We start from the raw sequence: 13,388 nt of genomic DNA on the forward strand, positions 1-13,388 counted from the left end.
CCATGTTCGGTGCCATCTATATCGGCCTCAGTGGCCTCAACGCCTATTCCCGCGGGCTCGAGCAGGTCAGCAACAATGTTACCAATCTCAACACTTCGGGCTTCCGGGGTTCGACGGTGACGTTCCAGAACTATTATGGCAGCGGCAGCCAGGGCGGGCTTTCGCACGACACCGACAGCAATGGCGGCGGCAACGGCGTGGGCATCGGCCAGAGCCGGCTCGACCTGAGCGCCGGCCAGCTGCGGCAGACCGGGCGCGACCTGGACCTGGCGATCGACGGCGGCGGCTTCCTCGTCCTGATGGACGGTGACAAGATGCTCTATGCGCGCACCGGCAGCTTCGAGGTGGACAACAAGGGCTTCATTGTCCTCTCGGGCACGAAATATCGGCTGGCGACGCTCGATTCCTCCGGCCGGCCGGTGAGCCTTTCGATCGATCAGAAGCGCACCAGCGCCCCGCTCGGCAGCACCACGATCACCTTCACGGACAATCTGTCGAACACCGCCGTCAACGCAGTCACGATCAACGACATGGTCGTGTATGACAGCAAGGGCGGCTCGCACAAATGGAGCGCGAAGTTCGAAAAGGGCACGGCTGCCGGCGATTGGACCGTCAAGATCAGCGACGAGAAGGGCGTGGTCGCGACCAAGAACCTCAAGTTCATCGGCAGCATCATCGATCCGAGCAACGCCAAGATCGAAGTCGAGGATACCACCAACAATTTCAAGGTGACCTTGGATTTCTCGGCCGTGCAATCCTATTCCTCGGGCGATGTCTCCAATCTGCGTGCATCCTCGATCGACGGGCACGGCGTGGGCGCGCTGACCACGGTTACGGTGAACGCCACCGGCAATCTCGAGCTTGCCTATTCGAACGAGCAGAAGCTCGACCTCGGCGCCGTCGCGCTCGCCGATTTCCGCGATACCCAGTCGCTGGTCGAGAAGGATGGCGGCCTGTTCACCTATAATGGCAGCGGCGAGCACATGTATCTTGCCAGCGCCGATCCTCGGGTGGGTCTGGTCAAGGCCAGGCAGCTCGAGGCCTCGAACGTCGATCTGTCCAAGCAGTTCGGCGACCTGATCCTGATTCAGCGCGGCTTCCAGGCTTCGTCGCAGATCGTCAGCGTTTCGAACGACATGATCCAGCAGCTCTTTGGCATCCGGGGCCAGGGATGACGCTTCCCTGCCGATCCTGGCTGCCCGACGGGGCGCTTGCGCCCGCTTCGGTCCAGAACCTGCTCGCCGGCATGGTCGAGAGCTGGTCGGGCGAATGGTTCGCGGGCGAGCCGATGCGCGTCGCCGGGGGGCTCGCGCGCATCGCGGCGCCGCGCGCCGAGTTGCGCAAGGCGGTGTGGCATTGCTGTGAGGAAGGCGTGGCGATCGGTCTGCCGCCGGCGGGCCCGATGGCGCTGGGGGCGATGGTGCTCGGCGTGCCCGCAGCCGCGGGTCAGCGCAATGCGCACGATCTGGCCCTGCTCGAGGCACTGGGCAAGGAATGCCTGGACGGCCTCAAGTCTCGCCTCGTCCAGTGTCTCGCGCTGGGCAAGCCGGTCTGGCATCCGTCGGAGGCGGGGCGTGGCGAGGGGCCGGTACACCGGCTCGAGATCGTCACCGCCACGCGCGGGCTGACGCTCCTGGTCGAGCTGTCCGCGCCCTGTTTCGCGCGCTTCGTGCGGGAGGCGCTGCCCGAGCCGGCGGCCGGCGCGCCGCTCGGCTCCGGCAGCGTCGCGCTTGCCGGAATTCCCGTGTCGCTCTCCGCGTTGCTCGGCCGCAGCCATATCACCGTCGCGGATCTCGCCGGGCTCGGCTGCGGCGACGTGCTCGTGCTCGACCGCGCGACCGACGACATCCTGCCGCTCGCGGTGGACGGGGTGCCGCTTGCGCGCGGCCGCTGTGCCGTCGTCGAAGGCCAGCGCGGTCCCGCGCTCGAAATCATAGAAGCTCCAACCCGATGAGTGGCACCGTGACCGAACCGAGTGATATCCTGTCCGCCGGAACCCAGCCCGCCGCAGCCAAGCCGGAGCGACCGGCGCCCGCACGCGTCAGCAGCAAGCTGATCGAGAATGTCGGCGTCCAGCTCGAGGCGTTCCTGGGCGCCGCCCCGATGACCGTCGCCGACTTGACCGGCCTGGCCACCGGCGCGGTGGTGACGCTGGATGCGCAGCTCAACACGCCGGTCGAACTGCGCCTCAACGGCGTGGCCGTGGCGCGCGGGGAACTGGTCGCGGTGGGCGAGAAGTTCGGCGTGCGGCTTACCGAGATCGCGCAATGGCCCGATTGAGTGCAGCATGCGCATGTCTGACGGCATTCCTGGTCCATGCCCCGGCCGCACTCGCGCAGCCGGGACGGTTGGGCGGCGGCGGCGGCCTGAATCTTTCGCTCACGCGGATCGTGATGGCGTTGCTCCTGTGCCTGATGCTGGCGGCGCTGGCCGCGCTGGCGCTGAAGCGGAGCGGCGGGCGGATCGACCTGCCGCGATTGCGCGGGCTGGTTGCGGCATTGCCGGCGCAGCGGCGGGTGGAGGTGCTCGAAACGCGCCGTGCCAGCCAATATGCCGATATCTGCCTGTTGCGCTGCGACGGGCGCGAATATCTCGTCCTTTGCGGGCAGCAACAGCAGCTCCTGCTGCGCGAGAGCGCGTGCCCGGTTCCCGCGTCCGCCCCCGCTTCGGCCGCGTTGCCCGGCGCGGAGGGGGAGGCCGGCTGATGCGCCACGTCCGCGCCGTCAAGGCGTGCCTGCTGGCCGTCGCGCTGCTCGCTCCCGCCACCGCCCTTGCCGCCGACGGGCCCGGCATGAGCACCGATCTGGTGCGCACCATGTTGCTGCTCACGTTGCTGGCGGTCGCCCCGGCGATCTTCATCAGCATGACGAGCTTCGTGCGCATCGTCGTGGTGCTGGCGATGGTCCGCCACGCCTTCGGCATGCCCGAGACGCCGCCCAATCCGGTGCTGATCAGCCTTGCGCTGTTCCTGACCGCCTTCACCATGGGCCCGACCTTGACCGCGGTGAACAGCCAGGCGCTCAAGCCGCTGATGGCCGGCAGCGTTACCGTCGAGCAGGCGATCGAGAAGGGGAGCGGACCATTGCGCAACTTCATGCTCGCCCAGACCCGCGACAGCGACATCGAGGCGATCTATGCCATCGCCAAGGCCCCGGTGCCGGACCGGCCCGAGCAGGTGGACCTGCTCAAGCTGACGCCCGCTTTCATCCTCAACGAGTTGCGGGTTTCCTTCACCATAGGCTTCGTCATCCTGCTGCCGTTCCTGCTGATCGATCTGGTCGTCGCCTCGATCCTGCTCGCGCTCGGCATGATGATGGTCCCGCCGTCGACGATCTCGCTGCCGATCAAGATCCTCATGTTCGTCCTGATCGACGGTTGGGGGCTGATCCTGCAGGGCGTGCTGGGAAGTTTCAGATGAGGCAGCGCCGGGGCGGCACTTCCTCGGGCCTCGACCTGTTGCTGATGCCCCCGCGCGTGGAAGCGTCGCTGTGGCGGCGTTTCCGCTTCGAGCGCGAGTTCAGGTGCCGCGAGCAGATCTTCACGCAGTACCGCTCGCTCGCGCGTGCCCTCGCTCGGCGCCAGCTGCGCACGCGGCCGCGCAACGGCGTCGAGCTCAACGACATGGAACAGTTCGCCTATGAAGGGCTGCTGGTCGCGATCGACCGGTATGATCCGTTGCGCGGCATTCCCTTTGGCGCCTTTGCGCGGCGCCGGATCATCGGCAGCATCGCCGATGGCGCGGCGCGGATGAACGAGAGCGACGCGCAATATAGCTATCGCCGCCGGATCGAGACCGAGCGGCTCCGCTCGATCGCGGCGGAAACCGGCCCGGCCGATCCGCTGGATGCGCTGGCCGACCTCGCCGCCGGCCTCGCGATCGGCCTGATGCTCGAGGGAACCGGCCTGATCGAGCCCGAGGACGGGATCGACCGGCGACCCAATGCCTATGAGAGCCTGGCGTGGCGCCAGCTCAACGCCCAGCTCGCCCGCGAAATCGAGCGCTTGCCCGAGCGCGAGGCAGCGATCATTCGCCAGCACTATGAGAACGGCGTAAGCTTCTCGCAGATCGCGCAATTGCTCGGCCTGTCGAAGGGACGCGTCTCGCAGCTTCACGCCCATGCGCTGGCGAAGCTGCGGACACGGATAGGATATCGTTGATGGAGATGGACATGACGCTTTGCAGTGACGAGGAGATGGCGCAGCTGCTCGCCGCGATGCAGGCCAGCATGCCGGACGAACTCGGTCTCGCCGACCGGCTGATCGAAGCCTATCCCGACGATGCCCGGCTCCACTTCCTGCGCGGCTCGATGCTCGCCGGATCGGGGCGGCCGATCGAGGCGCACGCCGCCCTGAGCCGCGCCGTCGCGCTGGCGCCCGACTTTGCGCTGGCCCGTTTCCAGCTCGGCTTCTTCGAGCTCACCTCGGGCGAGGCGTCGCGCGCTCTCGCTACCTGGGAGCCGCTCGATACGCTGCCGTCCGACCATTATCTCGCGCATTTCGTCCGCGGGCTGCGGCATCTGATCCAGGATCATTTCGGGGAGGCGATCCGCGAGCTGACCGAAGGGATCGCCGCGAACGAGGAGAATCCGCCGCTGAACCACGACATGCGGCTGATCATCGACGAATGCAGCCGCCTGGCCGGCGACGGTGCCTCGGCAAAGCCGGCCGACGAAGAGGCTTCGGCGACGTCGTTCCTGCTCGACCAGATCGAGCGGGGAACGACGCACTGAGCGCGCGCGCGGCATGACACGCATCGGCAATGTCGACCAGGTGCTGCTGCTCCTGCACGAGCAGCTGCAACGGACGAGCCGCAATCGCGGCACGGCGCGGCAGGGCCGGACGTCCCGTGCCGAGACGGCGTCCGCACGCCCGCTCGACCGGGTTCGCGCGCTTGCCGCGCTCGATACGCTGGATGAAGAGGAATTGCGCCGGGCGATGGTCCGCGGACTGCTTGCCGAACAATTCGGCGAAGCGGTCGGCAACGATCCGGCGCTGATCGCCATCGTCGATCAGGTGAGCCGGATGATCGGCGAGACGCCCGAAGGGCGCGCATTGATGGACAGGGCCCTGGCCCAGTTGAGGGAATCCCGAGCATGAACCAGACCGCCGCCGCGCAGAGCCGCCACGATCGCCTTGCGGCATTGCTTGCCGAGGATCCGGACAATGTCGCGCTGATCGCCGACGCGGCGGAAGCGGCCTTCGCCGAGGAACGCTTCGACGCGGCGGAGGAGTTGCTCGACCGCCATGCGCGGCTCCAGCCGCTGACGCCCCAGGCCCAGCATCTGGCCGGACTCGTGGCGATGCGCCGGCTCGACTGGGCGCGCGCCGCCGACCTCTATGCCGCATTGCTGGCCGGGGGAGCGGATGCGCCGCCGGTGCGCTTCAACCTCGCCTGGTCGCTCGCCATGGCCAAGCGCTTCGACGAGGCGCTGGCCGCGCTCGACAGCGCGACCAGCACTGCCTTGCCCCAGGCCGCGCAGCTCGAAGTGCAGCTGCTGCACCAGCTCGGCCAGTTCGACCTGGCCGGGGAGCGCGCACGCATGCTGATCGCGCTCCATCCCGAGCATCGCGGGCTCAATGCCATCGTCTCGACCCTGGCGATCGATATCGAGGATACCGATCTCGCGGCGCGCACCGCGCGGATGGCCGGCGATCATCCCGATGCGCTCACCACGCTCGGCACGCTGGCGCTCGGAGAGGACGATCCCGCTGCTGCGGCCGAGCTGTTCGAGGCCGCGCTCGCGCGTGCGCCGGGCGCTCCCCGGGCCTGGATCGGGCTGGGCCTCACGCGCATGCTGGGCGGCGACCAGGGGGAAGCCGCGCGCGATCTGGACAAGGGGGCCGAGATGTTCGGCACCCATCTGGGCTCGTGGATCGCTGCGGGCTGGGCGCACGTCCTGGCCGGGGATCGCGCCGCCGGCCGCGTCCGCTTCGAGAAGGCGCTGGCGCTCGACGACAATTTCGGCGAGGCGCAGGGTTCCATCGCGGTGATCGAACTGCTCGAGGGGCATATCGAGGAAGCGCGCCGGCGCACCGCGATCGCGCAGCGGCTCGATCGGGAGAGCTTCTCGGCGGCGCTTGCTTCGATGCTGCTCGCCGCGGGCGAGGGGAACAGCGAGCGGGCGGCCAAGATCTTCGAGACGGCGCTCCACACGCCGATCGGGGACGATGGCAAGACGTTGGCCCATTCGCTGGCGAAGCTGGGCGCGCGCTAGGCTGGATCGACGCCCGGCTTGCGCCATGTCGCGGCCGGGCGGATGTGCCAAAGATCGCGAAGATCGCCCACATCGCCGCTGCGCGTCTTCCCTGCCTCCCCGGAAGCCGCGGCACCTTGCCGGGGCATGATCCTGTCTTTCCAACAGCGTCAAAGAACGGCGGGGCCGCTACCCCGGCTGCGCGAGCCAAGCAGGCGAAATCCTACATTGCAAGCGACGGCAAGGGCCGATCGGCATTCAGCTCCGTCCCTTCCATTCCCGGTGGCGAGGGAAGGGATTGAATGTCGAAGCCTCTCTTTTCCGTCATGCTGAACGCGTTTCGGCATCCGATTCTCCACCAAGGATATCGCCGGTGGTACGTTGGACCCTGAAACAAGTTGGCGATTGTCCCCTCGGGACAAGGAGTGCCCGATAGCCGTCATCCCCGCGCAGGCGGGGATGACGGAATGGGGTGTACTTGTCTCTACGGGATAAGTGCCAAACAAGTTAGGGTGACGAAGGAGGTTGGTTCGAAGGGTTCCGCACCACGCCCGTCCTTGCCTGAATGTCGACCAGCCCTGGCCGATGTGGGCGGGGATAGCCGGCCGGCCCGGCTCACCCCTCCAGCCGGACCACGTCGAACGATTTCAGGTTCACGCGCATCGGGATCTCGCTCACCGACAGGATCGAAAGCTTGGGGATGCTGCGGCGCGTGAGGTTCTTCAGGTGGCGGCGGATCTCGCCGCCGCACAGCAGCACCGGCGCGCGGCCCTGGCGGAACATCTCCTCGCTCATCGGCGCCAGGCGGCGGATGATCTGCTCGGCAAGGCGCGGTTCGACCGCGAGCGAGCTATGGCCGGCATTGGCCCCGATGCTGGCGACGATCTGGTTCTCCACACGCGGATCGAGGCTGAGCACCGCCAGGTCGCCATGGCTGCCGCGCAGCTGGTGGCATATGGCATAGCTCATCCGCTGGCGGATCTGTTCGGTCAGCTCGATCGGGTCCTTCTGGATGCGGGCCAGGTCGACGAGATGCTCGACGATAAGGTCGAGATTGGCGATCGACACGCCCTCGCCGAGCAGGTTCTGCAGCACGCGCTGCACGTCGGACAGCGTCAGCGTGTTGGGGATCAGGTCCTCGACCAGGCCGGGCTGGCGCTCGCGCACCTCGCCCAGCAGCCCCGCCACGGTGGCGCGGGTGAGCAGGGTCGAGGTCTCGCTGCGCACGATCTCGCCGAAATGCGTGACCATCAGCGTGATCGGATCGATGATCGTATAGCCCGCCTCGCGCGCGGCCTGGGCCTCGTTCTCGGCGATCCAGAAGGCGGGCATGCCGAAGGCCGGGTCCACCGTCTCCTCGCCGGCGAGCCGGCCCTTGGCGCCCTGGTTGGCGATCGCCAGCACTCGCTCGGGATGGACTTCGGTGGCGCCGTAGCGCGCGCCGAACAGCCGCACCTCATATTCGAAGCTGCCCAGCCCCTGGCCGTCGACGAGCTTGACCGCCGGAAAGCCGATGCCCAGTTCCTGCTCCTGCGCGCGGCGCAGGCCGGCAAGGCGCTCGAGAATGATGGCGCCTTCCTTCTCCCAGGCGCGGCCGAGTTCGGCGCCGAAGCGGATCTCGACCGCGGGCACCGGCGCGGTGCCGGAGGCCATCGTCTCGTCGGTCGCGTCCTCGGCCGTGCCGTCCTGCGCCGCGGTGCGGCGACGCAGGCGCCACCATGCGAAGCCGGCGGCCGCGCCGATCAGCAGGATCGGCCATTTGGGCATGCCCGGCATCAGCATCAGCGCGAGCAGCACCGCCGCGACGATCAACGGGATGCGCGGTTCGGACGCGAGCTGGCGGAAGACTTCGGTGGAAAGCTGCCGGTCCGCCGCCGAGCGGGTGACGATGATGCCGGTGGCGATCGAGATGATCAGCGCGGGCAGCTGGGTGGCGATGCCGTCGCCGATGGTCAGCAGCGTGAAATGCTGCAGCGCTTCGGGCCATTCCATGCCCATCTGGCTGACGCCGACGACCCAGCCGGCGATGATGTTGATCAGCAGGATGATGATGCCGGCGATCGCGTCGCCCTTCACGAACTTCGAGGCGCCGTCCATCGCGCCGTAGAAGCTCGCTTCCTTCTCCAGCTCCTCGCGCCGGCGCACCGCTTCCTTCTGGTCGATCAGGCCCATGTTGAGATCGGCATCGATGCTCATCTGCTGGCCGGGCATCGAATCGAGCGTGAAACGCGCCGCGACTTCGGAGACGCGCTGGGCGCCGCTGGTGACCACGACATATTGGACCACCACCAGGATGGCGAAGACGACCAGGCCGATCACGAAATTGCCCTGCACCGCAAAGGCGCCGATCGATCCGATCACGTCACCCGCATTGCCGCCGGTCAGGATCAGGCGCGTCGCGGCGACGTTGAGCGACAGGCGGTAGAGCGTCGCGACGAGCAGCAGCGAGGGGAAGGTGGAGAATTCCACCGGCTTGCCGACATAGAAGGTCAGCAGCATGATCGTCAGCCCCAGGCCGAAATTGATGATGATCGCCAGGTCGAGAAAGGCCGGGGGGATCGGCACGAACAGGATCACGAGGATCGCGATCGTCGCTCCGACGAGCGCCAGGTCCTTCTGGTTGCGGAACAGCTTGTCGAACATCATGCGGTTTCCGAAGGGTGCGAGGCGCGGCGGAGCGCGATGTAGAGCTCGGCCACTGCCTCATAGGTGGAAGGGGGGATCGCGCCGCCCGCCTGGCAGGCGCGGAACAGGGTGCGCGCGAGCGGCGGCCGCTCGAGGATGGGGATGCCCAGGCGGAAGGCTTCCTCCTTGATCGCCAGCGCGAAGCGGTTGCGGCCCTTGGCCGAGACTTCGGGCGCGATCATCCGTTCGGCATCGTAGCGCAGCGCCACGGCGAAATGCTCGGGATTGACCACGACCAGGTCCGATCCCGGCACTGCGCCCAGGCCCTCGCTCTGCTTGACGAACTCGGCATGGAGCTGCTTGCGCTTCTGCTTGATGCGCGGATCGCCCTCGCGGTCCTTGGCCTCGCGCGTCACTTCGCGCCGGCTCATCCGCATCTGCTTGAGGAATTCGCCGCGCACCAGCACCTGGTCGAGGATGACGAAGCCGATCGCGATCGCGATGAATACGAAGATCAGCCGCAGCCCGGCGCCGGCAAGCGCTTCGGCCAGCCGCTCGCCGTCGCTCGCGGCGATCGCGAAGCGGGCGATGGCGTCCTTGACGACGAACCAGGCGGCGATCGCATAGACTGCCGATTTGAGCACCGTCTTCAGCGTCTCCTTCAGCATCCGCATCGAGAAGAGCCGCTTGAGGCCGGTGGCGGGGTTGAGCCGGTTGAAGTCCGGCTTGAGCGGCTGGGCGGTGAACATCAGCCCGCGCAGCTGAAGGATCTCGAGGAAGATCACCACGGCCATGATCGTGCCGCCGAGCAGCGCGAGCGGCCGGATCGCCGCCCAGGCGATGGTGCCGATCATCGCCTGGGCCTGTTCGGGATCGCCCGCCCGGTCGATGCCGGCGGAAAAGGCCTTGCGCATCAGCTCGGCGATCTCGCCGACCATCGCCGGCCCCGCCACTGCGCCGAAGCCCGCGAGCGCGACCAGCCCGCCCAGGAAGCCAAGTTCGGCGCTGCGCGGGACCATGCCCTTCTCGCGCGCCTTTTTCAGCTTGAAGGGCGTCGGCGCCTCGCTGCGATTCTGTTCCTGCTCGGCCATGTCAGATCAGCCGCGGCATGGTTTCGAGCGCGGTCCGCATCAGCCGGGCGAAGAGCGCGCCGGAGAAGGACAGGGCGAGCGGCAGCGCCGCGATGGTGGCGAGTGCCTTCACCTGGAATCCCAGGAGCAGCACGTTCATCTGCGGCAGGGTGCGCGACAGGAAGGCGACGATCAGGTCGAGCAGGAACAGCACCAGCAGCACGATCCCCGCCAGCCCGATCGCCATCAGGAACACCGTGCCCATATATTCGATCAGCGGCGCCGGATCGCCGCCCAGGCTCGCGGTGCCGAGCGGGACCTTCTCGACCGAAGCCGCCCAGATCGCGAGCAGGTCGCCGGGGGCGCCGATCGCGAAGAATATCGCGGCGCCGGCATAGGCGAAGAACGTGCCGGCCAGCGGCATCTGCGCGCGGGTGGTGGGGTCGACCAGCACCGCCAGCCCGAACCCGGCCTGGATGTCGATCGCGCGCCCCGCGGTGAGCAGGGCCGCGAAGGCGAGCTGGAGCGCGAGTGCGAGCGATATGCCCAGGAAGAGTTCGCCCAGCACGACCACCGGCAGGCCGGCATCCCAGAAGGGCGCGCGCCAGGTCGCGTCCGGATTGCCGGAAACGAGCCAGGCGGAAAGGGCGATCGCCAGGATCAGCCGCACCATCGCGGGAATGCGCAGCAGCGTGAAGGGCTGGGCGAAGCTCAGCGTCGGCGCGATGCGCAGGCTCAGCAGCAGCACCGCCACCGCCTGGTCGGTCAGGTCGCCCATGATCAGCTCGCGAGCGTGGGGATCACCAGGTACAGGCCACGCGCGAAATCGGTGATCCGCGCGATCATCCAGGGCCCGAGCAGGATGAGCAGCATCGCCGCCACGAGCAGCTTGGGCACATAGCTCAGCGTCATTTCCTGCATCTGCGTCGCGACCTGCAATATGCTGATCAATACCCCGACGACGAGCGTGGCGAGCAATACGGGGCCCGCAACGATCAGGCAGTTCCACAACATGTCGTCGAGCAAATTGAGCGCGCGGTCGGCTTCCACGAAATCCCCCCGGATTTTCCGATTGCCACGCCGAATCACCGATTCGGTGCGGATTCGTTAACTATAATCCATGCGGATCCACGCCAAAGCAAATAGCTTTGAATTCAACGGCTTTGGTTCAAATTTCCCGGGGGCCTTCTATCGTCCGCCGACGAGGGGCGCGCCGGCGACGGCGCCTGGCCGTGCAGGCAGGCGATGATGGTGGCGATGACGGTGCGGGTCTCGCCGGGGTCGCGAACCTGAATGGCATCGATGCCGGTGCGGCGCGCAGGTTCGTCATTGCCGCCGGGATAGAGCGCGTCGCCCACGAACAGCATGTCGGCGATGGGGATGCCGCTCTCCCTGGCGAGCCTTGCCAGGCCATGGGCCTTGTCGATGCCGCGGCGGGTCACGTCGATGGACGTCGTGCCGCCCAGCCGGATCGACAGATCGGGCAGCAGGCGCTGCAACTCGGCCTGCAGGGCGGTGCGCTTGCTCCGGTCGGGATCCCATTTCGCCTTGGCTTCCAGCGGCGCATCCTGGCCGAGCCCGGAAAAGGTGAACTGGCTTCCGCGATCCTCGATCCGCTCGCCCCAGATCCTCTCCGCGGGGAGCGTGGCTTTGCCGAGCGCCCGGTCGAACGCGGCGAGGATTGCCGTCCGTTCGGCATCGCCGAAACGCTCGGCATAGATTTCCCGCCATTCGCCCGCATGGCGATAGAGTTTCGTGCCGGTCGTCGGCATCAGCCACAGGCCCTCCCGGCGCGTGCCTGCGGGCAATCGCTCCGCCACCTGATGCCGGAATTGCGGCCAGTCGCCGCCGGAGATCACGGCCGCATCGACGATATCGAGCAGCCGTGCCAGCAGATCGGCCATTTCGCGCGTGAGCATCTGCTTGCTCTCGGCGAGCGTGCCGTCGAGGTCGAAGGCGACCAGACGCTTCATTCGCCCGGTTCCGACACCGGGTTCCTCATGTCCGGGAAGCGAAATATCCGCATCGTGCGGCAATCGATCCGCCCGGGCGAAGGTTCCCTGACTCGATCTTGCTCGCCGGCGAAACTGGCCGGGCCGGACGAAAAATTTCACCGCAGGAGGCGCCATGCGAGAGGGAAGGCCGCCCGTGCCTTCCCTCCTTTGCCGGTTCGGGCGCCGATATGGATGTCCCTCCTCACTGGCCCAGGCGATAGGAGACCGACAGGAAGCCGAGCGGCTGGGTCTTGTGGGCGACGATCGGGCTGTCCTTGACCTTCCCCAGCAGCGTGGTGACCCCGCCGGTGGCGGCGAGGCTGATGCGGTCGGTCAGGCGATATTGGGCGGTCAGCATGGCCGAGGCGTCGTTGAGGCCGCTGCCCGGGCGATATTGCCGAAGGCCCGAGGCGCGGGATTGCGCGGCATTCACGCCGAAATACCGGTCGTTGTGCTTCCTGTCGGCCCAGCTTGCCCCGATCGTGGGAACGAGCATGAAACGCGACGACACGAAGACCGGCCGGGAGAGGCTCGCATCCGCGATCACGCCCTTGGTGCCGCCGGCGAAGCCCTTGGTCGCTCCGATCGTCGCGACGAAACCGGCGGCCTTGAGGCTCATGAAGCCGCGGGCGCCGGCACCGAAGGAGAGCTCGCCGATTCCCTTCGGCGCGTCCTTGCTGCGATAGCCGGGCATCATCGTCACGCTTGCGCCGATGGTGACGTGGTCGGTGTCGACGGCGTTGACGCCGATCCCGTTGCGCAGGTTGGCGAAGAAGGGGCCCCACGCGATATCGATCACCGGCAGCGGCATGACGCGATAGTCGTCGGCGCCCTGATAGGCCGGGGCATAGCCCGCACCGACACCGAGCACGAAATGGTCGCGGTTGCGCTCCGGCTGCGGCTGCGGCTGAATCTGCGCCTGGGACTGGGCCGCCGACGGGGCGCTCGAGAGCGTCAGAATCGCCGTGGCGATCGCGAGGCAGAAGGGCATGCTGATTGGGCTGGTCACAGATACTCTCTCAAGAAGGGCGCCGCGGGGCTCGCGGACGCGGTTGGGGATGGGATGGGGGGCGTTCCGGGCCCGGCGCCGCCGCAAGCGGGTGAGGATCGTTCGCCACCCTCGGGCAGCGCCCATGAGGGAGCGCATCGCGCCGCCTTGCCGGGAGCGTGCCTGCGCGACGACGGCTTCGATCGCGGCGATCTGGCGCGGATCATAGCCGGCGGCGTGGATGCGCCCGCGCTCCGCCGCGGCCACCTCCCGGCCGTGGAGGCGATACAGGATCGCATAGCGGCGAAGCGCCTCGAGGCGCGGGTTCGCCAGGGGCGAATGGGGGCGGGGGCCGAACGGGTAGAGCGCGAATCGCTTCTTCGGCAGGATGCTCGACAATGGATCGCGGCAGGCGAGCGCGAGGACCGTGACTTCCAGGCTCGTCAGCGTTTCGTTGCGCACCGTGCGTCTCCTTTCCTGCCTGAGACACCGGCGCCTTCGACCACCCTCATCAAAA

Annotated in this window: 15 protein-coding genes; 9 read left to right on the top strand and 6 right to left on the bottom strand. The window is 67.7% G+C overall.

Annotation, left to right across the window (positions count from 1 at the left end; genetic code table 11):
* Positions 1–2: 2 nt before the first annotated feature.
* From CAP40_RS14760 to CAP40_RS14800, 9 genes are all read left to right on the top strand, one after another.
* Positions 3–1,175, top strand: a complete 1,173-nt coding sequence (locus CAP40_RS14760; protein ID WP_086130302.1) for a flagellar hook-basal body complex protein — start codon at positions 3–5, stop codon at positions 1,173–1,175.
* Positions 1,172–1,954, top strand: a complete 783-nt coding sequence (locus tag CAP40_RS14765; protein WP_086130303.1) for a FliM/FliN family flagellar motor C-terminal domain-containing protein — start codon at positions 1,172–1,174, stop codon at positions 1,952–1,954. Before CAP40_RS14760 ends, CAP40_RS14765 begins: the two co-directional genes overlap by 4 nt.
* Before the next feature lie 8 nt (positions 1,955–1,962).
* A complete protein-coding gene (locus CAP40_RS14770) occupies positions 1,963–2,280 on the top strand; it encodes a FliM/FliN family flagellar motor switch protein (protein WP_179188213.1) in 318 nt (105 codons plus the stop codon).
* Between the two features lie 113 nt (positions 2,281–2,393).
* Positions 2,394–2,705, top strand: coding sequence for a hypothetical protein (locus tag CAP40_RS14775; RefSeq protein WP_144034379.1), 312 nt, complete (start codon positions 2,394–2,396; stop codon positions 2,703–2,705).
* Entirely contained in the window at positions 2,705–3,418 is a 714-nt protein-coding gene (gene fliP / locus CAP40_RS14780; protein WP_179188215.1) for a flagellar type III secretion system pore protein FliP, read from the top strand. Before CAP40_RS14775 ends, fliP begins: the two co-directional genes overlap by 1 nt.
* Positions 3,415–4,158 (top strand): sigma-70 family RNA polymerase sigma factor, encoded by a 744-nt coding sequence (locus CAP40_RS14785; RefSeq protein ID WP_086130306.1) that lies wholly within the window; start codon positions 3,415–3,417, stop codon positions 4,156–4,158. Before fliP ends, CAP40_RS14785 begins: the two co-directional genes overlap by 4 nt.
* Before the next feature lie 11 nt (positions 4,159–4,169).
* Positions 4,170–4,730, top strand: a complete 561-nt coding sequence (locus CAP40_RS14790; protein WP_144034380.1) for a M48 family metallopeptidase — start codon at positions 4,170–4,172, stop codon at positions 4,728–4,730.
* 13 nt (positions 4,731–4,743) lie between these two features.
* Positions 4,744–5,097 carry a hypothetical protein gene (locus CAP40_RS14795; RefSeq protein WP_086130308.1) on the top strand — a complete coding sequence of 118 codons (354 nt, stop codon included), beginning with the start codon at positions 4,744–4,746 and terminating at the stop codon, positions 5,095–5,097.
* Positions 5,094–6,215, top strand: a complete 1,122-nt coding sequence (locus CAP40_RS14800; protein WP_086130309.1) for a tetratricopeptide repeat protein — start codon at positions 5,094–5,096, stop codon at positions 6,213–6,215. Before CAP40_RS14795 ends, CAP40_RS14800 begins: the two co-directional genes overlap by 4 nt.
* A gap of 594 nt (positions 6,216–6,809) precedes the next feature.
* On the opposite strand, the gene CAP40_RS14805 is transcribed toward CAP40_RS14800, so the two are convergent.
* The 6 genes from CAP40_RS14805 to CAP40_RS14830 form a co-directional block, all read right to left on the bottom strand.
* Positions 6,810–8,840: a flagellar biosynthesis protein FlhA gene (locus CAP40_RS14805; protein ID WP_256924236.1), complete on the bottom strand. Its 2,031-nt coding sequence runs from the start codon at positions 8,838–8,840 to the stop codon at positions 6,810–6,812.
* A complete protein-coding gene (locus tag CAP40_RS14810; RefSeq protein ID WP_086130310.1) occupies positions 8,837–9,910 on the bottom strand; it encodes a flagellar biosynthesis protein FlhB in 1,074 nt (357 codons plus the stop codon). Before CAP40_RS14810 ends, CAP40_RS14805 begins: the two co-directional genes overlap by 4 nt.
* A gap of 1 nt (position 9,911) precedes the next feature.
* Positions 9,912–10,667: a flagellar biosynthetic protein FliR gene (locus tag CAP40_RS14815; RefSeq protein WP_086130311.1), complete on the bottom strand. Its 756-nt coding sequence runs from the start codon at positions 10,665–10,667 to the stop codon at positions 9,912–9,914.
* 2 nt (positions 10,668–10,669) lie between these two features.
* The gene (fliQ, locus tag CAP40_RS14820; protein WP_086130312.1) at positions 10,670–10,939 is read right to left on the bottom strand and encodes a flagellar biosynthesis protein FliQ; all 270 of its coding nucleotides are present in this window, start codon (positions 10,937–10,939) and stop codon (positions 10,670–10,672) included.
* 104 nt (positions 10,940–11,043) lie between these two features.
* Complete coding sequence (locus tag CAP40_RS14825; protein ID WP_086130313.1) at positions 11,044–11,862, bottom strand: HAD-IIB family hydrolase; 819 nt, start codon at positions 11,860–11,862, stop codon at positions 11,044–11,046.
* A 223-nt stretch (positions 11,863–12,085) separates the two neighbouring features.
* Positions 12,086–13,333 carry a MipA/OmpV family protein gene (locus CAP40_RS14830; RefSeq protein ID WP_256924238.1) on the bottom strand — a complete coding sequence of 416 codons (1,248 nt, stop codon included), beginning with the start codon at positions 13,331–13,333 and terminating at the stop codon, positions 12,086–12,088.
* Positions 13,334–13,388: the final 55 nt, after the last annotated feature.

The organism is Sphingomonas sp. IBVSS2, assembly GCF_002127225.1.
Classification (GTDB): Bacteria; Pseudomonadota; Alphaproteobacteria; order Sphingomonadales; family Sphingomonadaceae; genus Sphingomonas.

What these genes read in the sequence shown, in the direction of transcription:
- fliP (WP_179188215.1), top strand. Translation starts at nt 2,705, where the DNA reads ATGCGCCACGTCCGCGCCGTCAAGGCGTGCCTGCTGGCCGTCGCGCTG.
- CAP40_RS14795 (WP_086130308.1), top strand. Translation starts at nt 4,744, where the DNA reads ATGACACGCATCGGCAATGTCGACCAGGTGCTGCTGCTCCTGCACGAG.
- CAP40_RS14805 (WP_256924236.1), bottom strand. Translation starts at nt 8,840, where the DNA reads ATGATGTTCGACAAGCTGTTCCGCAACCAGAAGGACCTGGCGCTCGTC.
- CAP40_RS14790 (WP_144034380.1), top strand. Translation starts at nt 4,170, where the DNA reads ATGACGCTTTGCAGTGACGAGGAGATGGCGCAGCTGCTCGCCGCGATG.
- CAP40_RS14760 (WP_086130302.1), top strand. Translation starts at nt 3, where the DNA reads ATGTTCGGTGCCATCTATATCGGCCTCAGTGGCCTCAACGCCTATTCC.
- CAP40_RS14775 (WP_144034379.1), top strand. Translation starts at nt 2,394, where the DNA reads ATGGCGTTGCTCCTGTGCCTGATGCTGGCGGCGCTGGCCGCGCTGGCG.
- CAP40_RS14785 (WP_086130306.1), top strand. Translation starts at nt 3,415, where the DNA reads ATGAGGCAGCGCCGGGGCGGCACTTCCTCGGGCCTCGACCTGTTGCTG.
- CAP40_RS14815 (WP_086130311.1), bottom strand. Translation starts at nt 10,667, where the DNA reads ATGGGCGACCTGACCGACCAGGCGGTGGCGGTGCTGCTGCTGAGCCTG.
- CAP40_RS14765 (WP_086130303.1), top strand. Translation starts at nt 1,172, where the DNA reads ATGACGCTTCCCTGCCGATCCTGGCTGCCCGACGGGGCGCTTGCGCCC.
- CAP40_RS14800 (WP_086130309.1), top strand. Translation starts at nt 5,094, where the DNA reads ATGAACCAGACCGCCGCCGCGCAGAGCCGCCACGATCGCCTTGCGGCA.
- CAP40_RS14825 (WP_086130313.1), bottom strand. Translation starts at nt 11,862, where the DNA reads ATGAAGCGTCTGGTCGCCTTCGACCTCGACGGCACGCTCGCCGAGAGC.
- CAP40_RS14810 (WP_086130310.1), bottom strand. Translation starts at nt 9,910, where the DNA reads ATGGCCGAGCAGGAACAGAATCGCAGCGAGGCGCCGACGCCCTTCAAG.